We start from the raw sequence: 19,403 nt of genomic DNA on the forward strand, positions 1-19,403 counted from the left end.
CGCTTCGCTCGTGGGCGGCCTTCGCACCTGATCGGCACGGAACGCGACCAGCACCAGTCCAGACGTTCCACGAGCGAAGCGACGTGGCTCCCGCGAAGGTCTGACCACGGTTCCGGGGTCGGCCTTGGATTGGTGACGTTCAAGCGAAACGCAACTGCGCTGGCGCGGAGGCGTGCCTTCGCGGAGGCCCGGCCACGAGCGAAGCGACGTGGTCGGGCCGCAGCGGAGGTCGCCGCAGCGCACGTGAGCGCAGAAGGACACGGCGCGGAGGTCCCTTGGGAGCGAAGCGAGTAAGGGGCCGGAGCGCCGTGCCCGCACGGAGCGAACCAGCAACACAGCCCGCGCGGAGCAAACCAAAAATTAGGAGCGCAGGGTGAGGTCGGCGATGAGGCTCCTGCGGGTCGCGCCCTCGATGGGGGTCGAGTCGTTGTAGGCCTCATGGTCGACGACGAGCTCGACGGCGACCTCGGGGTCGCGGAACTTGTCGCGCTGCTCGTCGGTCAGCGGGAATCGGAACATGTGCACCGAGACGGTCTCGCTCGGCATGTCCAGGTCCTCTTCGGTGCCGCGGATCTCCTCGGCGGGCGCGCTCTCGCCGTCGATCTCCAGGGAGATCGCGCGCTGCAGGCCGTCGAGGTGCGCCAGTTCCTCGCGGACCGACTCGGTGGCCCTGAGCTCCACGAACATCGTCGCCGTCAGCGCATGGCTGGACGGCATCAGGCGCCCGTACACCTCGACCTCGTGCGCGACGTCCGACCGCTCGGTCAGCCGCTCGGTGTAGACCATCTCCTGCACCTGGTAGCGCAGCGTGTCCAGGTTCTCGAACTCGAACGCGACGATGTCGCCGACGCGGACTCGCCGCTCGGCGCGCACCGGAATCATGCGTTTGCGCGTCTCAGCGCGGGTGGCCGCGTAGGCCTGGTGGTCGGTGTTGATGTCGTCGACGGTCAGCATCATCGGTAACCCCCTGGGTGCGAGCGGCACGGTGGCCCGCGGCCCGCGGTCCGGTCCTGGCTCAGGGAAACGCGCCACGGTTGAGCCGCCCGCACGCGTACGCGAACCTGAGCGTGCCGGCCCGGCTCGGGCGGGCACCGGTCGTGAAATGCGCGGGACCGGGGCCCGGGCGGCGGCGACGGTGTCGGGGCGAGGCGCTGGACGCGCTCGCCCCGTGTCGGGCGCCTGGGGCGCCCTCCCCCGCCGATCCGGGGCAAGGCCACACAGCGATGGCTGGCCCGGCCCCGGGTCGGTGGGGTGGTCGCGTTGGCACTGCGCCAATGCGCCGTCAGGAAACCCCGGACGCGGAGCCTCGCACTGCCCGCGGCGTGCGGCGCTCCGGCCGGTGCGGGCCGAAGGTCAGGCGTTCTCCTCGGCCAGCACGGCGTCGAGGGCCTTCTTGAAGCGGCCGGCGTGGGTCTTCTCAGCCCGGGCCAGCGTGGCGAACCAGTCGGCGATCTCCTCGAAGCCCTCCTCGCGCGCGTCCTTGGCGAAGCCCGGGTACATCGCGGTGAACTCGTAGGTCTCACCGGCGACGGCCGAGGCCAGGTTCTTGGAGGTGTCGCCGACCGGCTCGTTGGTCGCCGGGTCGCCGACCTCGGCCAGGAAGTCCATGTGGCCGAAGGCGTGGCCGGTCTCACCCTCCGCGGTGTCGCGGAACAGCGAGGCCGCGTCGGTCAGGCCCTCGATGTCGGCCTTGCGCGCGAAGTACAGGTAGCGGCGGTTGGCCTGGCTCTCGCCAGCGAACGCCTCCTTGAGGTTCGCGTGCGTCTTAGTGCCCTCGAGCTTCGGCATACGTGCTCCTTCGATGTCGTTTCGAGCTGAGGTGGATCCGTCGGCGCCCTCGGTCCCGCGTGGGCCTCAGGCTCCGTTGTCCGCACTCGGGCCGGTCACGGCGCCCGCTGGCGCCGCGCACTCCGGACACAGGCCACGGAACTGCAGGTCGTAGCCGGTGATGGAGAAGCCCGAGTCCCGAGCGATCTCCGCCACCATCCCGCTGGGGATGGGGTGGTCGATGTCGACCGCGCGTCCGCACCGGTCACAGACCGCGTGGTCATGGCGGTCGGTGTTGGCGTCATAGCGGGCGGCGGCCCCGGCGCCCAGGTTCAGTTCCAGGGCGTGCCCGGTGGCGACCAGCAACCCGAGCGAGCGGTAGACGGTCGCGCTCCCGATGCCCGGCGCGACCGCTCGTACCCGCTCGTACACCTCCGCCGCGGTCGGATGGTCGTGCGCCGCCCGCAGCACCGCCAGCACGGCGGCACGCTGAGGAGTCAGCCGTAATTCCTGCTCCCGGCTCGGCACGCGTCACCTCCTTCACACCATGGCGGGCCGGTCGGCGGTTCCTGCTGGCCGAGCCAAGCCATCTCTGAGAACGAGTCTCAGTATCGATTCCTCCACTGACGGGTGACAAACGGAGGGATGGTGAGGTGGGTCTCATGGCCTGGGCCGCTGTCGGTCCCCGGGCTGGGCAGACCGTATCGCGCCTGGTCCGATACCCTCGCACCGGACTCCTTGTCGTCGTGGTGTTCACCACGCCCAAGCCAGCGCCGTTGGCGTCGCGGGTGTCGGCGGGCACCGGCAGGCGCGGCGAGCGGCCGGGCTGGCATGCCGGCCCGGCCGGCGCCCTCGGCCGGCCGCGACGGACGGGGCGCCGCCCCGCCGCCTACCGCGGCGGTACCTCGGAGCGAAAGGCCGCGCAGGACATGAGCACAGTCCTGGTGTACGCCGACCGGGCTGACGTGCGCGAGCGCGTCAAGGCGGCCATCGGCACCCTCCCCGATCAGCAGCTCGGCGAGATCGAGTTCGTCGACGTGACCCACGGCCGCGATCTGGTGGCCGCCGTCGACCACGGCGAGGCCGACCTCTGCGTCCTGGACGCGGAGGCCACCCCTGAGGGCGGGATGGGCCTGTCCCGCCAGCTGAAGAACGAGGTCACCGACTGCCCGCCCACGATCCTGCTGGTGGCACGTCAGGACGACCGGTGGCTCGCGACATGGTCGCTGGCCGATGCGGTGGTGACTCACCCGGTCGACCCGGACGAGCTGACGGCCGCCGTCGTCGGCCTGCTGCGGGCCCGAGTCTCCGGCGCGCCTGTCCGCCGGCCGGTCACCTACGCCGCGCACGGAACGTCCGAGCCGTGACGGCCTCGGCTCCGGCGCGGGCGCCGGCCGAGCAGACCTGGCCCGACCTGCTGCACGCGCTGCTGTCCCGCGAGGACCTCGCGGCGGAGCAGGCCGGCTGGGCGATGAACCAGATCATGTCCGGGGCGGCGAGCCCCGCTCGGGTCGCCGCGTTCCTCACCGCGCTGCGCGCCAAGGGCGAGACCGCGGCCGAGATCGGCGGCATGGTCGCCTCGATGCTCGACTTCGCCCTGCCCGTGCACGCCGATGCCTCGTTGCTCGCCGCCGCCGTCGACACCTGCGGCACCGGCGGGGACCGGTCGCACACCGTCAACCTGTCGACGATGGCGGCGATCGTCGTCGCCGCCGCCGGCATCCCGGTCGTCAAGCACGGCAACCGGGCGTCGTCGTCGTCGTGCGGCTCGGCCGACCTGCTCGAGGAGCTCGGTGTCGTCATCGAGCTGTCGCCGGCGGGGGTCGCGTCGACGCTCGCCGAGGCGGGGATCGCCTTCTGCTTCGCGAGGGCGTTCCACCCGGCTATGCGCCACGTGGGGGCGGTGCGCGCCGAGCTGGGGGTGCCGACGGCGTTCAACATTCTCGGGCCGCTGACGAACCCGGCCAGGCCCGGCGCGCAGTCGCTCGGCGTCGCCGACGCCCGGCTCGCGCCGGTGATGGCGCGGGTGCTCGCGGACCGGGGCACCCGGGCGCTGGTGTTCCGCGGCGACGACGGACTGGACGAGCTCTCCCCGTCCGCGACGTCGACGATCTGGGTGACCGGCGGTGACGGTGAGCTGCGCACGGAGCGCTTCGACCCGCGCGACGTCGGCATCGACGTGCCGGATCTCGAGGCGCTGCGCGGCGCGGACGCGCCGTTCAACGCCGGGATCACCCGCGCGGTGCTCGCCGGCAAGCCGAGCCCGGTGCGCGACGCGGTGCTGCTCGCCGCCGCCGCCGCGATCGTCGCGGCCGACGGCCCTACCGAGCGGCCCGTGACCGAGCAGATCCGCGCGCAGCTCGAGCGCGCCGCCGCCGCCGTCGACTCCGGCACGGCCGCCGCCCTCCTGGAGCGCTGGGCCGCCGCCAGCCAGGCCGCCGCCGCCTAGTTCCCGCTCACGCGTCCCGCCGGCCCGGGCAGGCATAGATGGCCCCGGCCCGGCGGGGCGACGTGGCTCACGGGACCGCGTGGCCCATCCGTGCTCCGGGCTGCTCGGACGAGCACGCGCCGGACACGCGCCGGGCGGACCCGCCGATCTCCGCCCCGGCCACCGCCAGCCGGGACGCGCGTCGGGCCTCCTCGAAGGCGCCAGCCAGCCGGGCGGAAGCCCGCCGGCCTCCACTAGGCTCAGCATCATGATCGACGACGTGCGGGACCAGATCGTCTACGAGCCCAGGCGCGACGGGCGCCCTGACCCGGGCGAGGTCGTATGGGCATGGGTGCCCTTCGAGGACGACCCGAGCCAGGGCAAGGACCGTCCCGTGCTGCTGATCGGCACCCGTAGCAGCCGGCTTCTCGGCCTCATGCTCACCAGCAAGGACCACGACCGGGACGCCGAGCAGGAAGCGCGCCACGGCCGTCACTGGATGGACGTCGGCACCGGCGGCTGGGACCGCGAGGGCCGGCCGAGCGAGGTCCGGCTCGACCGGCTGCTTGTCCTCGACCCGGCGGAGGTCCGCCGCGAGGGCGCGGCACTGCGCGAGGGGATCTTCGACGAGGTGGTCGCCGCCGCCCGCCGGCTCCACAACTGACGTCACCAGCTGGCCAGCGCGGCCACGCCACCCGGCGCGGCCCGGTTCGGGACGTCGCGCGCGACAGCACAAAGGCCTGGCGGTAGAACACGGAGTTCTCGTGTTCTACCGCCAGGCCTTTGCCGTACCCGGTGTCAGGGTCTCGCTAGTCCTCGGGGACCGGGGGGTGCCAGAAGTTCTCGAAGACCAGGCAGGTCACGAAGAACACGGTCATCAGGGCGCCGATCAGGGCGAGCCAGATACCGAAGATCAGGCCGGCGACGCCGACGGTGGCGCTGGCGGCGATGAAGAACGGGTAGTAGCTGCCCGGGGTGAAATGCCCGAGCTCGCCCGCGCCGTCCGCCACCTCCGCGTCGGGAAGGTCCTGCGGGCGCATCCCGATCCGGCGGCCGGTGAACAGCAGGTAGAAGCCCACCAGGAAGCCCATGCCCCCGGTCAGGGCCAGCGCCGCGGTGCCTGTCGGGTCGTGCGAGTAGATCCAGTAGATGATGTCGACGATCACCGCGAAGGCGCCGACGATGCTGAAGACGTACCCTTCTACCCTCATCCCACGGCCGCCTTAGCTGGTCAGTTCCGGAGTGGCGCGGTGCTCGATCGCCCCGCCCGGGGCGTACGACGGGTGGTGCAGGTCGAAGGCGGGACGCTCGGAGCGAATCCGCGGCAGCGACAGGAAGTTGTGCCGCGGCGGCGGGCAGGACGTGGCCCATTCCAGCGAGTTACCGAAGCCCCACGGGTCGTCGACCTTGACGATCCGGCCTTTCTTGTACGAATGCCACAGGTTGTACATGAACGGCAGGGTCGACAGCGCCAGGAGGAACGCGCCCGCCGTCGAGACGGTGTTCAGCGTGGTGAAGCCGTCGTTCGGGCCATAGTCGGCGTACCGGCGCGGCATGCCCTTGATGCCCAGCCAGTGCTGCACCAGGAAGGTCAGGTGGAAGCCGAAGAACAGCGTCCAGAAGTGAATCTTCCCGAGGCGCTCGTCCATCAGCCGACCGGTCACCTTCGGGAACCAGAAGTAGACGCCGGAGTAGGCGGCGAACACGACCGACCCGAACACCACGTAGTGGAAGTGGGCGACGACGAAGTAGCTGTCGGAGACGTGGAAGTCGATCGGCGGGCTGGCGAGCAGCACACCGGTCAGACCGCCGAACAGGAACGTCACCAGGAAGCCGAGGGCGAACAGCATCGGCGTCTCGAAGGTGAGCGAGCCGCGCCACATCGTGCCGATCCAGTTGAAGAACTTGACCCCGGTGGGCACCGCGATCAGGAACGACAGGAAGGCGAAGAACGGCAGCAGCACCGCGCCGGTGACGAACATGTGGTGCGCCCACACCGAGATCGACAGCGCGCCGATGCCGATGGTTGCGAAGACCAGGCCCTTGTAGCCGAACAGCGGCTTTCGGGAGAAGACCGGCAACACCTCGGTGATGATCCCGAAGAACGGCAGGGCGATGATGTAGACCTCGGGATGCCCGAAGAACCAGAACAGGTGCTGCCACAGGATCGCGCCGCCGTTCGCCGCGTCGAAGATGTGGGCGCCGAACCGGCGGTCGGCCTCCAGCGCCAGCAGCGCCGCCGCCAGCGGCGGGAAGGCGACCAGCACCAGGATCGACGTCACCAGGAAGTTCCAGCAGAAGATCGGCATCCGGAACATCGTCATCCCGGGCGCCCGCAGGCACAGAATCGTGGTGATCATGTTGACGCCGCCGAGGATGGTGCCCATACCGGAGGTCGCCAGACCGAGCACCCACAGGTCACCGCCGACGCCGGGCGAGTAGGTGGCGCTGTTCAGCGGCGCGTAGGCGAACCAGCCGAAGGCCGCGGCGCCGTCCGGCGTCAGGAAGCCGGCGACCACCGTCAGGCTGCCGAACAGGAACAGCCAGTACGACAGCGCGTTCAGCCGCGGGAACGCGACGTCCGGCGAGCCGATCTGCAGCGGGATCAGGTAGTTCGCGAACGCGAAGGCCAGCGGCGTCGCGAACATCAGCAGCATCAGCGTGCCGTGGATCGTGAACAGCTGGTTGTACTGCTCGTTCGAGAGGAACTGCAGGCCCGGCCGGGCGAGCTCGGCCCGCATGAACATGGCCAGGATGCCGGCGAAGGCGAAGAACGCGAACGAGGTCAGGAAGTACATGAGGGCGATGTCCTTGTGGGACGTCGTCCGCAGGTAGCCCAGGAGGCTGTTCACCGCCTTGGGCGGCGCCTCGTCGGCCGGCGGGCCAGCGTGCCCGACCGGCGGCTCGTGCACAAGCGTCACTGTCCGCTCCCGGAGGTCGTGCCGCTGCCGGCAGTGGTGAGCGCGGGAGCGCCGACGGCCGTGGCGCTCGCCGCCTCCTGCTCCGCGATGAACTTGTCGTACTGGTCGGCGGGGACGACGTTGACGTAGAAGTTCATCTTGTCGTGGTCCGCGCCACACAGCTCGGCGCAGCGGCCGATGAACGTGCCGGTCTTGGTCGGCGTGACCTCGAACGTGTTGATCCGGCCCGGCACGACGTCCCGCTTGAACAGGAACTCCGGCACCCAGAACGAGTGGATGACGTCCGGCGAGGTCAGCACGAACTTCACGGAGCGGCCCTCGGGCAGCACCAGCACGGCCGGCTGGCCGGGCTGGCCGGTCACCTCGACGACGTTGCCGCCGTTCTGGCCGGTGTCCGTGTAACGGAACTGCCAGTTCCAGCGGAAGCCCACCACGTTCACCGTGACGTCCGGGTTGGCCGAGACCTTGTCAATCTTGGTCTCGTCCCGGGCGGTGTAGTAGAACAGCCCGGCGACGACCACCAGCGGCACGATCGTGTACAGCACCTCGACGGGGAGGTTGTACCGGACCTGGCGAGGCAGGACGTCCGACCGCTTCCGGAACGCGATGATCGCGTAGAAGATCAGCCCCCAGACCAGCACACCGACGGCGAGCGCGGCGATGGCCGAGCCCTTCCACAGGTTCAGAATGCGGGGGGTCTGGTTGGTCACCCCGTCCGGGAACCCGAAGTTCGGCACGCCGCAGGCGGTCGCGGTCAGCGCGAGCACGGCGAGGCCAGCGCCGAGCCGCGTCACGCGGCCGACGCGCCCGCGGCGATGACTGCTACGGGCTATACCGGCGTCGCGACCGCCACCCTCGAGGGCTGACTCGCCCGCGCCGTCGGCGGCCTCCCGGAGCATCGGCGCGGCGCCCGGGGTCCCTGCCGGATCGGCGACGCCGATCTGGGAGGTCTGCCAGCCACCTCCTCCGACCCCGGACGAGGCCATGCCATCGTCATAGGACTCGGCCTCAGCCCCGAGCCGCGCGGGCGGGCGCGCAGCGCCCGCCTCACCCGCGTCCGCGCGCGCCGGCCGGATCCGACCGAAGGAACTCCTCACCAGGTCCTGCCTCCCACGACTACGTCGGCCCGGGACACGCAAGGGTGGGTCACCTGGGCCGGCGCACGGTCTTCGACACGCTGTAGATGCTGTGACGGGAGCGTATCCCAGCCGACGTCACGGTTCTCGCCAGAGGCCCTCCCACGCCGGGCTTCACACGAATCGATCCGGCGGAAGAAAACACAGCGTAACGATCATTTACGATCAGTCGCCAAACCGGGGCCTCAGCCCCCGCCAGGGGGCCCAGCAGGACCACTAATGTGACCCAGCCGACGACGCGGGCCTGGCCCGATCAGCGTCTCCGGCCTGGCCCGATTGACGCCCGCGGCCTGGCCCCGTCGGGAAGGTCGTAGCGTCGGGGTGTGCCGGCCTATCTTGACCACGCGTCGACGACCCCGCTGCACCCGGCCGGCCGCGCGGCGCTGCTGGCGGCCCTCGACGACGGCTGGGCCGACCCGGCCCGGCTCTACCGGGAGGGCCGCCGCGCCCGCATGCTGCTGGACGCGGCGCGCGAGACCGTCGCCGGGGTCCTCGGAGCGCGGGCCGACGAGGTCTCCTTCTGTTCCAGCGGCGCGACGGCCGCCCACCTGGCCGTGCTGGGCACGGCGGCGGCGCGCAGACGCGCCGGCGACCTGGTGCTGGTCAGCGCGGTCGAGCACTCGAGCGTGCTGCACGCGGCCGAGCGCCACGAACGGGCCGGCGGGCGCACTCGCACCCTGGATGTGGACCGTCACGGCCGGGTGGACCCGGCGAGCTGCGTGCCCCCGCCTGGCACCGCGCTCGTCTCGGTGCAGCACGCCAACCACGAGGTCGGCACCATCCAGCCGGTGGCGGAGGTGGCCGAGGCGTTGCGCACGGCCGCCGGTTCCAGGGACGCCAGCGGCCCGGCGGGCGCAGGAGGGTCTGCGGACAGAAGTTCGGTAGACAGAGGTTCGGTAGACAGAAGTTCGGTGGACAGGGTGCCCTTGCACACGGACGCCGCGATGACCGTCGGGCGCATCCCGGTGGACGTCACCGCGCTGGGCGCCGACCTGCTGACGGCGAGCGCGCACAAGTTCGGCGGGCCGGCGGGTGTCGGGATCCTGGTGGTGCGGGCCGGCACCCGCTGGACGAACCCGATGCCGGCCGACGAGCGCGAGGCGGGCCGGGCCGCCGGTTTCCCGAACCTGCCGGCGATCGTGGCGGCCGCGGCGGCGCTGCACGCGAGGGCCGGCGAGCTCGCCGCCGAACGCGAACGGCTGGGAGCGCTCACCGCCCAGCTGCGCGCCCGGCTGCCGGCGCTGGTCGACGACGTCGAGCTGCTCGGCGATCCGGACCCAGCCGGCCGGCTGCCGAACCTGGTCGCTTTCTCCTGCCTGTACGTCGCGGGCGAGGCGCTGCTCGGCGAGCTGGACCGGGCGGGGATCGCGGTCAGCAGCGGGTCGAGCTGCACGTCGGACTCACTGACGCCGAGCCACGTGCTCGTGGCGATGGGCGCCCTGTCGCATGGCAACGTTCGGGTCTCACTCGGCCGCGACTCCACCGCCGCCGACCTCACGGCCCTGCTGGATGTCCTGCCGGGCGCCGTCGCCGCGATCCGCGAGCGAGCCGGCGCGGTGGGCCTGTAACGGCGATGATGTCCGCGGCACAGGCGCCCGAAGACAGCCGGAAGGGCGCAAGTGGCCGAAGACGCCAGGAAGGCAAGTGGCCGAAGACGCCGAAGACCGAGACGCCGGGAAGGCGGAGGAGGGCGGGCAGCGGGCATGAGCGACGCGGATCCTGACCCGGCGCTGAACGCCCCGGACGTCGTGGTGGATGCGCTGGGTCGGCTCTGCCCGCTGCCGATCATCGACCTGGCCAGGCGAATCGGCGAGGTGCCGGTCGACGGCACGGTCGAGCTGCTGGCCGACGACCCGGCCGCCGCCGCCGACGTGGCCGCCTGGTGCCGCCTGCGCGGCCAGCAGCTTCTCGGCACCCGCGATCTGCCCACCGGCCAGGCGTACCTCATCCGCCGGACGCACTGAAGCTGGAAGGTGGCGTCAGCCGACGGTCAGCAGCGCCGCGGGCGTGGCGGGCGGCGGTGAACCCGATTCGGTCACCGCCGCCACGCCGCGTACGTGGACGTCAGAGCCTCAAAGCCTGAGGACCCGCGGAACCCTCAAGCCTCAGAACTCCACGGCCTCATGGAACTCAGGACCGCGGGAGGTAGTCCTTGATCTCGGTGGCCGCCTCGGCGCCGTAGGCCTCGGTGAGCCGCTTGAGCAGTTCGGCCTCGTCGGCCTCGTAGTCCTGTGGCCCGATGGTCTCGAGCACCAATGTCGCCAGGAGGCAGCCAAGCTGCGCGGAACGCTCCAGCGACAGGTGCCAGGAGCGCCCGGCGAAGAAGCCAGCGCGGAACGCGTCGCCGACGCCGGTCGGGTCCGGAGTGTCGCGTGCCGGAACCACCGGTACCTGGATCGGGATGCCGTCCGCGGCGCGCTCGATGCGCACTCCATTGGCACCCAGCGTGGTGATCCGGGTATCGACCCGGGCGAGCACGTCGGCGTCCGACCAGCCGGTCTTCTGCTCCAGCAGGGCCTTCTCGTACTCGTTGCAGAACAGGTAGGCGGCGCCGTCGACGAGCCGGCGGACGTCCTCGCCGTCCATCCGGGCGAGCTGCTGGGACGGGTCGGCGGCGAACGGGTAGGCACGCTCGCGGCACTCGTCGGTGTGCCGCCGCATCGCCTCGGGGTCGTTCGGGCTGATGATCACGAGGTCGAGGCCGCCGAACCGGTCGGCGACCGGGGCGAGCTCGATGTTGCGCGCCTCGGACATGGCGCCCGGGTAGAAGGAGGCGATCTGGCACAGGTCGTCGTCGGTCGTGCAGACGAAGCGCGCGGTGTGCGCGAGATCACTCACCCGCACCGACGCCGTGTCGACGCCGTGCCGGTCGAGCCAGGAGCGGTAGTCGGCGAAGTCCTCACCGACCGCGCCGACCAGGACCGGGTGCAGGCCGAGCCTGCCCAGCCCGTAGCTGATGTTGGCCGCGACGCCACCGCGCCGAATGACCAGCTCGTCGACGAGGAAGGACAGCGACACCCGCTCGAGCTGCTCGGCGATCAGCTGCTCGGCGAAGCGCCCGGGGAAACGCATGAGGTGATCGGTCGCGATGGACCCGGTGACGGCAATACGCACGATGCCCAATGTTAGCTTGCCCCCTGATCACCATCAGTATCGCCCCACGAGCGCGGCCGGGACTCGACAAACCGAGAGCCTGGTGTGACGGGATTCATCCCGTCACACCAGGCTCTCGGACGATCAGCCAACGGCGCGCCCGTGGGCGCCGAGTCGATCTAGTGGAAGGAGTCGCCGCAGGCGCAGGAGCCCTGGGCGTTGGGGTTGTCGATCGTGAAGCCCTGCTTCTCGATGGTGTCGACGAAGTCGATGGTGGCGCCACCCAGGTACGGGGAGCTCATCCGGTCAACCGTGACCTTGACACCGGAAAAATCGAGGACGGTGTCGCCGTCGAGCTGACGCTCGTCGAAGAACAGCTGGTAGCGCATACCGGAACAGCCGCCGGGCTGCACGGCGATGCGCAGTGCCAGGTCGTCGCGGCCTTCCTGCTCGAGCAGGGACTTCACCTTGCTCGCGGCCAGGTCGGTGAGGATGACCTGGCTAGGCCGGGTCTGGGTGTCCGTCGTCGTGTCCTGGACGGTCATAGGGGCTGCTCCTGCCCTTTCGGAAGGTGCCTACAGGGTGCGCCGCGGGGATCCGCGCGACCCGAGCCGCGCCGGCGCCCTCCACGCGGCCCAGTCGGTGCCACGACGGCACCGCTGCCGCCGCGTGGTTCAGCCGAGGTGACGCACGCCGTCTCGACGCACACCGTGTCACTGGTGTCATGTCGTCAGCGCTAACAACCTCGGCCCGGTTCCGCTTCCCATCGTAGCTACCGGCCGGTGGGCCGGCCATGACGCCGGCCCTTTCCCCAGCGCGCTCCCTGGGCCGCGGGCACGCGGCGCCAGTGCCGGCGGGGCAGGCATTCCCAGCCAGACGGCCCGTTCGCGTTCCCCCAGTGACCCATCTCTCACTCAGGTCGAACGCCCCTACTCCACCGAACGGGCGCCCCGGTGTGGGCGGCCCGGCCCATCACGAACTTCCGGGATCGCCTCCCAGACCTCCCCGATCGCTGACCTCCCAGATCGGCTCCCAGACCTCCCCGATCGGCTTCCGGACCTCCCAGATTGGCTCCGCAGGCTCCGCCAATCCGGCAGGAACCCCGAATCGGGCAGGAACCCCGGATCCGGCAGGGCCCTCCAGGAACCCCGACGAGTTCTGGGAACCCCGACGAGCCCTGGGAACTCCGGCAGCCCTCGGCAAACTCGGGTGACTCGGCCCAGGCGCTCAGGCCCCTCCGCCAAGAGCCCCCCGGCGATCGCCCGGACGGCCGGAGCTGTCGGGAGGGTGACCGGTCAGCGACGCTCGGACAAACCACACATGGCCCACGGGCCGCAGTTAGTGTCTCGTCGACCATTAATGAGTTAGAGTCTCTTCGACCATATGTCGACCGACCTACCCACCGATCACCAGAGCCAGCCCGGCGTCGCCCGCGGTCCCGAGCCATCGGAGCCGTGCGGAGCGTCCCAGGTCGGCCGGGGCCGACCGGTGGAGCCGTCCTCGCACACAGCGCGCCACCCAAGGGGGCCTGCCATGACGACCAACCCGACCCTGGAACGCATAGGCGTAACCCCGTCACCGCTGGCCCTCCTGCTGCTCGGCCACGGGACGGACGCCGGCAGCGAGCGCGGCGTCGAGTGCCCAGGCGAGCTGCCCCCGGCCGCCGATCCCGCGCTGGCCGAGCGGGCCGCCGCGGCCAAGGCCGCGCTGGGCGAGAAGGTCTTCGTCCTCGGGCACCACTACCAACGCGACGACGTGATCGCCTTCGCGGACGTCACCGGTGACTCGTTCAGGCTCGCCCAGCAGGCCGCGGCCCGGCCCGAGGCCGAGCACATCGTGTTCTGCGGCGTGCACTTCATGGCCGAGAGCGCCGACATCCTGACCGCGCCGCACCAGGGAGTGATCCTCCCGGACCTGGCCGCGGGCTGCTCGATGGCCGACATGGCCACCGCCGAACAGGTCGAGCAGGCCTGGGACGACCTGCTCGACGCGGGCGCGGCCGAGGGCACGGTGCCGGTGACCTACATGAACTCCTCGGCCGCGATCAAGGCGTTTACCGGCCGCCACGACGGCACTGTCTGCACGTCCTCGAACGCTCGGCGCGCGCTCGACTGGGCGTTCGGCCCGGAGCGCGGCGGGCAGCGTGCGCTGTTCCTGCCCGACCAGCACCTGGGCCGCAACACCGCGATCGGCGAGCTGGGGATGACCGAGGCCGACTGCGTCGTCTACGACCCGCACCGCCCGAACGGTGGGCTCACCCCCGCCCAGCTGCGGGACGCGAAGATGATCCTCTGGCGGGGCCACTGCTCGGTGCACGGCCGGTTCAGCCGGAACTGCGTCGACGAGGTGCGAGCGCGGGTTCCCGGGGTAACTGTCCTGGTACACCCCGAGTGCAAGCGCGAGGTGGTGACCGCCGCCGACCTGGTCGGATCGACGGAGTACATCATCAAGGTGGTGGACGCGGCCCCGGCCGGTTCGTCGTTCGCGATCGGCACCGAGCTCAACCTCGTACAGCGGCTCGCGAACCGCCACCCCGACAAGAACATCGTCTTCCTGGACCGCACCGTGTGTTTCTGTTCCACAATGAACCGCATCGACATGCCACACCTCGTGTGGGCGCTGGAGTCCCTCGTCCGCGGCGAGCCGGTCAACCGGATCACGGTCGCGCCGGACGTGGCCACATATGCCCGAAAGGCCCTCGACCAGATGTTGACTCTCCCGTAATGGCCACGATCGGCCTCAGAAAGCGGTCGCGCGACGCCGAGCCGGAGGACTCCGGCGCGACGGTCGACGTGGACGAGCTCGCCCCCACGACGGAAGCGCGGATGACGGCCAAGAAGGGCCGGCCGACGCCGAAGCGTTCGCAGGCGCGCGCGGCCCGCTCGACGGTCGGCGCCTTCAGCCCCTCGGCGAACACCAAGGATGGGCGCCAGCGCGACCGCGGCGAGCGTCGCCGCGCGATGGCCGAGCAGCGGGCCGCACTGCGTTCCGGCGACCTGTCGAAGATGCCCGCGCGGGAGCGCGTGCCGGAGCGGGTGCTGGCCCGCGACGTCGTGGACAGCCGGATCAACGCCGGCTCGCTGTTCCTGTTCGCGATCGTCGTCTACTTCGTCGGCGGGATCGTGCCGAACGGCTACGTGCGGCTGGTCGCCGTCTACGTGATGATCCTCGGCATCGCCGCCGTGGTCATCGACGGCTTCTTCCTGGCCCGCAAGGTCAGCAAGGCGGTCCAGGAACGCTACCCGGACTCGCGGGTGAAGGTCCGCGCGTATGCGGTGCAGCGCTCGCTGGTCCCGCGCCGCTGGCGCATGCCACCGCCCCGCGTCTCCCGCGGAAAGGCGGGGCGCTAAGCCGTCACACAGCACCCGGGGCGACGTCACAGGCGGTGGAGCTGGCGCGGAGCGCCCTGACCCGCCTGGTTCCAGGCGACCTGCGCAGGGCGGGAACCGCGACGTTCGGTCTCCTGTAGAAGTCCTAGAGTCGGCGGGGTGGAGTATCGACGCCTAGGGCGCAGCGGCCTGACCGTTAGCCAGATCGCATACGGAAACTGGATCACCCATGGTGACCAGATCGAGGCCGAGCAGGCGATCGCCTGCGTGCGCGCAGCCTTCGACGAAGGCATCACAACCTTCGACACCGCCGACGTCTACGCCGGCGGGCGGGCCGAGGCCGTGCTGGGCGAGGCGCTCGCCGGCGTCCGGCGCGAGTCCTACGAGCTCGCGACCAAGGTCTTCTGGCCGACGGGCCCCGGCCAGAACGACAGGGGCCTGGGCCGGAAGCACATCATCGAGTCGATGAACGCGTCGCTGAAGCGGCTGCGCACCGACTACGTCGACCTGTACCAGGCGCACCGCTACGACCCGACGGTGCCGCTCGAGGAGACACTTCGGGCGTTCGACGACCTGGTGCGCACCGGCAAGACGCTCTACATCGGCGTCTCCGAGTGGTCCGCCGAACAGATCACCGAGGCGGTGCGGCTGGCCGGGGAGCTGGGCCTGGACCGGATCATCTCCAACCAGCCGCAGTACTCGGCGCTCGTGCGCACGATCGAGGCCGAGATCGTGCCGGCGTCCGCGAAGGCGGGTGTCTCGCAGATCGTCTGGTCGCCGATCGCGCAGGGCGTGCTGACCGGTAAGTACCTTCCAGGGCAGCCTCCGCCCCCCGGCAGCCGCGCCACCGGCGCCACCGGCTCCGGCTTCATCCAGCGCCTGATGGGCGACGATGTGCTGACCGCCGTGCAGAACCTGCGCCCGATCGCCGACGAGGCCGGGCTCTCGCTCGCCCAACTGGCCGTCGCGTGGGTGCTGCAGAACGACAACGTCGCGTCCGCGATCATCGGCGCATCCCGGCCCGAGCAGGTCCGCGAGAACGTCAAGGCCGCCGGCGTCACTCTCGCCCCGGAGGCCCTCGCCCGCATCGACGAGGCACTCGGCGGCGTCGCCGAGTCCTAGCCAGGCACGCGCGGCTGTGGTGGCCGGCCCGGTCCGTATGCCGGCCGGCCACCACAGCCGCGCGTGGCGGGTACGAGGACTTCGCCGCGAACGGCGGCCAGCGGTCAGCCGGTGAAAGCCCTGGCGAGTGCGCGCCAGGTCGCGTCCAGGTCGGACATGTCGGAGTAGGCACTGTCCATTTCCAGGATCACCGCGCCGTGGGCGGCGGCGAACAGCGCCTGGGCGACCCAGGGGTCGCCGGTCGCCCGGTAGAACGGCTCGCCGGACCAGCCGTCCAGACCGGGGGTCAGCAGGCTCCGGTCGATGCGGCCGGAGGTGGCGAGCCGGTAGAGGTTGGCGCTCATGAGCGCGAACCGCCGGTACTCGGCCAGGAGCGCGGTGACGACACCCGCGGCGCTCGCCGAGTCGACGACGGCGTGCAGCGCGTCGCCCATCTCGAACAGGCCGGTCTCGACGAGCGCCGCCTCCAGCGCCGGCTTGCCGGGCAGGTGCTTGTAGAGCGACGCCGCCCTGATACCGACCTCGTCACCGAGACGGCGCATCGTCAACGCGTCCGCCCCCTCCGCCGCCAGCACCGCGAGCCCGGCGGCGACGATCTCGCGCACCCGCTCCGACCGTCCCGCCGGCTCCGGCCGCGCCGCGATCCGCGCCAGCGGCAGCCCGGCCAGCTCCCCGCCGACGCCCCCCGCCGTCGTGGTGGCGTGGGCGGTCAGTTGATCCGCTCCAGGACGAAGGCCGGGTGGCGGGGAGCGATCGCGGCGAGCTCCTCGTCGGACGAGTCGGGCCCCACACCGCCGAAGAAGACGCCGACCTCGGCCTTCCACCGCTGAAGGTAGGAGCGCAGCACCCGGACCTTCTCCTGGTCGGCCAGCTCCGTGGCTCGGTAGTGGGCTCGGGACCGGCCGAGCAGCAGGTACAGCTCGCCGTCGGCCGCCCGCACGTTGCGCACCCACTGGCCGTGGCCGCGAGGCGACACCAGATACTCCCGGCCGTCGAGGACGAGAAGGTTGACGGGCGTGCGCCGCGGCTCGCCGCTGGTCCGGCCACGCACCTCGAGCACTCGGCTGCCGAGCACGCTCACCCCGCGCCGGGTGAGGGCCGCGACCAGGCGGTTGAAGACCTTCCGGGTGAACGCGCCCGGCGCCTGGTAGTGCGCCGACGCGCCCGGCATGGCGGAACCAGCGGCCTCGGCGGAAACAGTGGACTCGGCGGCCGGCAGGGCCTCGTTCATGACGACTCCCAAGAAGGTAGCTAACAGCGTTAGCCCACTATGGCTAACGCCGTTAGCTTCGTCAACCGTCGTGGCTAACTTTGTTAGCCACGGCGATCTGGATCTTCACCGACCGCGGTGGCGCCGCGTGCGCGCCAGGCCGCTCGTGCTCGCGGCTCAGGTCGTCGGGCGCAGGCTCATCGGGCCGTAGACCTTGCGGCCCGCATCGCACAGCGTGACCTGCGTGACGCCGCCGTCGAGCAGCTCGGACCAGATCTCCCCGATCCAGGTCTCCGCGTCGCCCTGACTCGGGAACGACTCGGACCCGGACGCCCCGGCCACCGTCACCAGCGCCCCGTCCTCGGCCTCGTACCGCCAGGTCCAGCTCACCCGCGCACCTCCTCGTGAACCCGCCACGACCGTCGGCGGCATCCCGCCGTCCACCCCATCCAACCGTCACTGGCCTCGGGCGGGGCGGTCAGGCCAGGATGTGCCCTACGTCGGTAACGCCGGCTGTCCGCGACCTCGGCACGGATTCGCCACCGATTGGCTACCGTAGGCGCGACGCCCCGCCTCGCGTTCGGTGGTCAGCCGGCCGGCGCCCGCGCGCGGGCACGTCGGCGGGCCCGGACCTGCCAGGGGACGAACGGGCCGGGCGGCCCAGCGGCCGGGCAAGACCCGGCATGTCGGCGCCAGCACCGGCACGCGCAGGCCAGCATCAGAAGCGGAGGAATGTCCACGTGGTCACACAGCTCGCCGAGGCGGCCCAGCACAGCGACAGCGGGTTCGCCCCCTGGGTCGTGGCGGCCCTCACGTTCGGCTCGATCATCCTGCTCGGCATCGTGCTGACGCTGATGACGCTCGCGGAGCGCAAGCGCCACCCGCACGTCTGAGCATCCGCCGGAGGGCCCGCGGCCACGTGGGCGTCACGCCCGCCGCGGCGGCACCCACGAACCGCGCCAGCAGGTGGCTGGGGACGCCTCGGCCAGGCCCCGGCGCGGCGGGCGGCCTGGTCTGACACCGGCCGTCCGCGGCAGAGAGCGGGGCAGGAGAAGTGCGCGTCACCCTGCTGGGCACGGGCTCGGCCGACGGCTGGCCGAATCCGTGGTGTGCGTGTTCGTCGTGCACCTGGGCACGCGACACCGGTAATGCCCGCACGCAGACGGGCGTGCTGCTCGACGACGCCATGCTCGTCGATCTCGGGCCGGACGTGCCGCGCGCGGCGGCCCGGTTCGGCGTCGACCTGGGCGGCCTGCGCCACCTCGTGGTCGGGCACGCCCATCCGGACCACATCGGGCCGGAGGTGCTGATGTGGCGGTCGTGGAGCACCGCGGCCGACCGCCCGCTCGACGTCGTCGGCCCGCCGGCGGTGCTCGACGTCGTCGCGGCCTTCCTGACCCGCTGGGAGCGACGGGCACCCGGCGAGGCCGGCTCGCCGCTGCGCCCCAGGCAGGCCCTTGCCGGCAATGCCATCCGGCTGGGCGGTCCGGGGCCGGACGGGGACGGCTACCTGGTGGTTCCGGTCGCGGCGGCGCACGGGGACGCCTCGATCGGGCCCGCGGTGCTCTACGACATCACCGCCCCGGACGGTGCCCGGCTGCTCTACGCCTGCGACACCGGTCCGCTGCCCGCGGCGACCATCGAGGCGCTGGCCGGCCGGGAGTTCGACGTGGCACTGGTCGAGGAGAACAACGGCGACCAGCCCGGCTTCGGCGACCACCTGGACCTGGCGACGTTCGCCGCCGACGTCGATCGGCTCCGCGCGCATGGCGCCCTGACGGGCACCTCGACCGTCGTCGCCGTCCACCTGAGCCACCGCAACCCGCCGGGTCCGCGGCTCGCCGAGCGCCTGGCCGCGATCGGCGTCGACCTGCTTCCGGACGGCGCGGTCCTCGAGGCCGCCCCCGGAAAGCGCGCCACCGTCACGCTTCCCTCGCCGGGCTGAGGCCGGCGCTGCCCGGCCGGGCACCCGTCCCCCGGCCGGGCAGCGGCAAAGGCTCCGCGAACAGGACAGCCCGGGCGGGCCCTTCCGCCCGCCCCGCCGGGGCACCGGCGTCCGGATCTGGCACCGTGGGTACTTCCCTGCCGTGACGTGTCGGACGGGCCACAATGTCCGTGGCCGCGGCGTTCGCATGGGACGCGCCCTGGCTGTGCTCATGGGTCTGTGGGCGGGGCTCGGCTGGGTGCCGGCGGACGGCGTCTCCGGCCGGTTGGCGGCGCTGGTGGGCGTCGTCGCGCTGGGGGTCGTCGTCACCGGCCGTTCCGCGCGGGCCCGCCCGCCGGCCGGGCGAGCCAGGCTCGACGCCGTCTCGGCGCTCGCGCTCATGCTCGTGGTGGTGGCCTCGGCCGCCGCGGCCCTCACCCCACCCAACATCGGCTGACGCCGACGCGAGGTGG

At 71.8% G+C, this 19,403-nt stretch carries 22 protein-coding genes; 11 read left to right on the top strand and 11 right to left on the bottom strand.

What is annotated here, in order from left to right:
* Nucleotides 1-360: 360 nt before the first annotated feature.
* The 3 genes from QOZ89_RS41970 to QOZ89_RS41980 form a co-directional block, all read right to left on the bottom strand.
* Nucleotides 361-957 (bottom strand): DUF3501 family protein, encoded by a 597-nt coding sequence (locus QOZ89_RS41970; RefSeq protein WP_312629742.1) that lies wholly within the window; start codon nucleotides 955-957, stop codon nucleotides 361-363.
* 396 nt (nucleotides 958-1,353) lie between these two features.
* Complete coding sequence (locus tag QOZ89_RS41975) at nucleotides 1,354-1,788, bottom strand: rubrerythrin family protein (RefSeq protein ID WP_071048995.1); 435 nt, start codon at nucleotides 1,786-1,788, stop codon at nucleotides 1,354-1,356.
* 66 nt (nucleotides 1,789-1,854) lie between these two features.
* On the bottom strand, nucleotides 1,855-2,295 hold the full coding sequence (locus QOZ89_RS41980) for a Fur family transcriptional regulator (protein ID WP_071048994.1): 441 nt from the start codon (nucleotides 2,293-2,295) through the stop codon (nucleotides 1,855-1,857).
* Between the two features lie 401 nt (nucleotides 2,296-2,696).
* Between QOZ89_RS41980 and QOZ89_RS41985 the strand changes: the two genes are divergently transcribed.
* From QOZ89_RS41985 to QOZ89_RS41995, 3 genes are all read left to right on the top strand, one after another.
* Nucleotides 2,697-3,134: a response regulator transcription factor gene (locus tag QOZ89_RS41985; protein ID WP_071049014.1), complete on the top strand. Its 438-nt coding sequence runs from the start codon at nucleotides 2,697-2,699 to the stop codon at nucleotides 3,132-3,134.
* Complete coding sequence (gene trpD, locus QOZ89_RS41990; protein WP_071048993.1) at nucleotides 3,131-4,216, top strand: anthranilate phosphoribosyltransferase; 1,086 nt, start codon at nucleotides 3,131-3,133, stop codon at nucleotides 4,214-4,216. The genes QOZ89_RS41985 and trpD overlap by 4 nt, the downstream gene beginning before the upstream one ends.
* A 247-nt stretch (nucleotides 4,217-4,463) precedes the next feature.
* Complete coding sequence (locus QOZ89_RS41995) at nucleotides 4,464-4,859, top strand: type II toxin-antitoxin system PemK/MazF family toxin (RefSeq protein WP_312629746.1); 396 nt, start codon at nucleotides 4,464-4,466, stop codon at nucleotides 4,857-4,859.
* A 145-nt stretch (nucleotides 4,860-5,004) separates the two neighbouring features.
* Here QOZ89_RS41995 and QOZ89_RS42000 read toward each other — a convergent pair whose 3' ends face one another.
* From QOZ89_RS42000 to ctaC, 3 genes are read right to left on the bottom strand one after another with little or no spacing between them, the layout of a single operon-like run.
* Nucleotides 5,005-5,406, bottom strand: a complete 402-nt coding sequence (locus tag QOZ89_RS42000) for a cytochrome c oxidase subunit 4 (protein WP_071048991.1) — start codon at nucleotides 5,404-5,406, stop codon at nucleotides 5,005-5,007.
* 12 nt (nucleotides 5,407-5,418) lie between these two features.
* Nucleotides 5,419-7,116 carry an aa3-type cytochrome oxidase subunit I gene (gene ctaD / locus QOZ89_RS42005; RefSeq protein WP_071048990.1) on the bottom strand — a complete coding sequence of 566 codons (1,698 nt, stop codon included), beginning with the start codon at nucleotides 7,114-7,116 and terminating at the stop codon, nucleotides 5,419-5,421.
* Complete coding sequence (ctaC, locus tag QOZ89_RS42010) at nucleotides 7,113-8,213, bottom strand: aa3-type cytochrome oxidase subunit II (protein WP_312629752.1); 1,101 nt, start codon at nucleotides 8,211-8,213, stop codon at nucleotides 7,113-7,115. The genes ctaD and ctaC overlap by 4 nt, the downstream gene beginning before the upstream one ends.
* A 362-nt stretch (nucleotides 8,214-8,575) precedes the next feature.
* On the opposite strand from ctaC, the gene QOZ89_RS42015 reads away from it, so the two are divergent.
* Together QOZ89_RS42015 and QOZ89_RS42020 are read left to right on the top strand one after the other, a co-directional pair.
* The gene (locus QOZ89_RS42015; RefSeq protein WP_312629754.1) at nucleotides 8,576-9,820 is read left to right on the top strand and encodes a cysteine desulfurase family protein; all 1,245 of its coding nucleotides are present in this window, start codon (nucleotides 8,576-8,578) and stop codon (nucleotides 9,818-9,820) included.
* Nucleotides 9,821-9,955: 135 nt separating this feature from the next.
* Nucleotides 9,956-10,216 (top strand): sulfurtransferase TusA family protein, encoded by a 261-nt coding sequence (locus QOZ89_RS42020; protein WP_312629755.1) that lies wholly within the window; start codon nucleotides 9,956-9,958, stop codon nucleotides 10,214-10,216.
* 166 nt (nucleotides 10,217-10,382) lie between these two features.
* Here the strand turns inward: QOZ89_RS42020 and QOZ89_RS42025 are convergent, their stop codons facing one another.
* Together QOZ89_RS42025 and erpA are read right to left on the bottom strand one after the other, a co-directional pair.
* Nucleotides 10,383-11,366, bottom strand: a complete 984-nt coding sequence (locus tag QOZ89_RS42025; protein WP_312629757.1) for a carbohydrate kinase family protein — start codon at nucleotides 11,364-11,366, stop codon at nucleotides 10,383-10,385.
* A 158-nt stretch (nucleotides 11,367-11,524) separates the two neighbouring features.
* A complete protein-coding gene (gene erpA / locus QOZ89_RS42030) occupies nucleotides 11,525-11,890 on the bottom strand; it encodes an iron-sulfur cluster insertion protein ErpA (protein ID WP_071048987.1) in 366 nt (121 codons plus the stop codon).
* 988 nt (nucleotides 11,891-12,878) lie between these two features.
* Here erpA and nadA point away from each other — a divergent pair.
* The 3 genes from nadA (at nucleotide 12,879) to QOZ89_RS42045 (ending at nucleotide 15,796) form a co-directional block, all read left to right on the top strand.
* Nucleotides 12,879-14,069: a quinolinate synthase NadA gene (nadA, locus tag QOZ89_RS42035; protein WP_071048986.1), complete on the top strand. Its 1,191-nt coding sequence runs from the start codon at nucleotides 12,879-12,881 to the stop codon at nucleotides 14,067-14,069.
* Nucleotides 14,069-14,695 carry a DUF3043 domain-containing protein gene (locus QOZ89_RS42040; RefSeq protein ID WP_071048985.1) on the top strand — a complete coding sequence of 209 codons (627 nt, stop codon included), beginning with the start codon at nucleotides 14,069-14,071 and terminating at the stop codon, nucleotides 14,693-14,695. The genes nadA and QOZ89_RS42040 overlap by 1 nt, the downstream gene beginning before the upstream one ends.
* A 138-nt stretch (nucleotides 14,696-14,833) precedes the next feature.
* Nucleotides 14,834-15,796: an aldo/keto reductase family protein gene (locus QOZ89_RS42045; protein ID WP_071048984.1), complete on the top strand. Its 963-nt coding sequence runs from the start codon at nucleotides 14,834-14,836 to the stop codon at nucleotides 15,794-15,796.
* Nucleotides 15,797-15,900: 104 nt separating this feature from the next.
* Here the strand turns inward: QOZ89_RS42045 and QOZ89_RS42050 are convergent, their stop codons facing one another.
* The 3 genes from QOZ89_RS42050 to QOZ89_RS42060 form a co-directional block, all read right to left on the bottom strand.
* On the bottom strand, nucleotides 15,901-16,401 hold the full coding sequence (locus QOZ89_RS42050; protein ID WP_491677135.1) for a TetR/AcrR family transcriptional regulator: 501 nt from the start codon (nucleotides 16,399-16,401) through the stop codon (nucleotides 15,901-15,903).
* A gap of 104 nt (nucleotides 16,402-16,505) precedes the next feature.
* Nucleotides 16,506-16,967, bottom strand: a complete 462-nt coding sequence (locus QOZ89_RS42055) for a nitroreductase/quinone reductase family protein (protein WP_071049010.1) — start codon at nucleotides 16,965-16,967, stop codon at nucleotides 16,506-16,508.
* Between the two features lie 216 nt (nucleotides 16,968-17,183).
* Nucleotides 17,184-17,396, bottom strand: coding sequence for a hypothetical protein (locus QOZ89_RS42060; protein ID WP_071048983.1), 213 nt, complete (start codon nucleotides 17,394-17,396; stop codon nucleotides 17,184-17,186).
* Between the two features lie 350 nt (nucleotides 17,397-17,746).
* On the opposite strand from QOZ89_RS42060, the gene QOZ89_RS42065 reads away from it, so the two are divergent.
* The 3 genes from QOZ89_RS42065 to QOZ89_RS42075 all read left to right on the top strand — a co-directional run bounded on the left by QOZ89_RS42065 (nucleotide 17,747) and on the right by QOZ89_RS42075 (nucleotide 19,387).
* On the top strand, nucleotides 17,747-17,899 hold the full coding sequence (locus QOZ89_RS42065) for a hypothetical protein (protein ID WP_198543247.1): 153 nt from the start codon (nucleotides 17,747-17,749) through the stop codon (nucleotides 17,897-17,899).
* Nucleotides 17,900-18,060: 161 nt separating this feature from the next.
* Nucleotides 18,061-18,951, top strand: coding sequence for an MBL fold metallo-hydrolase (locus QOZ89_RS42070; RefSeq protein WP_071048982.1), 891 nt, complete (start codon nucleotides 18,061-18,063; stop codon nucleotides 18,949-18,951).
* 187 nt (nucleotides 18,952-19,138) lie between these two features.
* Nucleotides 19,139-19,387 (top strand): hypothetical protein, encoded by a 249-nt coding sequence (locus QOZ89_RS42075; RefSeq protein WP_071048981.1) that lies wholly within the window; start codon nucleotides 19,139-19,141, stop codon nucleotides 19,385-19,387.
* Nucleotides 19,388-19,403 lie beyond the last annotated feature (16 nt).

The sequence above is a fragment of the Pseudofrankia coriaricola genome, from assembly GCF_032027725.1.
GTDB lineage: Bacteria > Actinomycetota > Actinomycetes > Frankiales > Frankiaceae > Pseudofrankia.

Excerpts from the sequence above, each read along its gene's own strand:
- QOZ89_RS41985 (WP_071049014.1), top strand. The coding sequence starts at position 2,697 with ATGAGCACAGTCCTGGTGTACGCCGACCGGGCTGACGTGCGCGAGCGC.
- QOZ89_RS42055 (WP_071049010.1), bottom strand. The coding sequence starts at position 16,967 with ATGCCGGGCGCGTCGGCGCACTACCAGGCGCCGGGCGCGTTCACCCGG.
- nadA (WP_071048986.1), top strand. The coding sequence starts at position 12,879 with ATGACGACCAACCCGACCCTGGAACGCATAGGCGTAACCCCGTCACCG.
- QOZ89_RS41970 (WP_312629742.1), bottom strand. The coding sequence starts at position 957 with ATGATGCTGACCGTCGACGACATCAACACCGACCACCAGGCCTACGCG.
- QOZ89_RS42040 (WP_071048985.1), top strand. The coding sequence starts at position 14,069 with ATGGCCACGATCGGCCTCAGAAAGCGGTCGCGCGACGCCGAGCCGGAG.
- QOZ89_RS42000 (WP_071048991.1), bottom strand. The coding sequence starts at position 5,406 with ATGAGGGTAGAAGGGTACGTCTTCAGCATCGTCGGCGCCTTCGCGGTG.
- QOZ89_RS41995 (WP_312629746.1), top strand. The coding sequence starts at position 4,464 with ATGATCGACGACGTGCGGGACCAGATCGTCTACGAGCCCAGGCGCGAC.
- QOZ89_RS41975 (WP_071048995.1), bottom strand. The coding sequence starts at position 1,788 with ATGCCGAAGCTCGAGGGCACTAAGACGCACGCGAACCTCAAGGAGGCG.
- QOZ89_RS42020 (WP_312629755.1), top strand. The coding sequence starts at position 9,956 with ATGAGCGACGCGGATCCTGACCCGGCGCTGAACGCCCCGGACGTCGTG.
- erpA (WP_071048987.1), bottom strand. The coding sequence starts at position 11,890 with ATGACCGTCCAGGACACGACGACGGACACCCAGACCCGGCCTAGCCAG.
- QOZ89_RS42075 (WP_071048981.1), top strand. The coding sequence starts at position 19,139 with ATGGGACGCGCCCTGGCTGTGCTCATGGGTCTGTGGGCGGGGCTCGGC.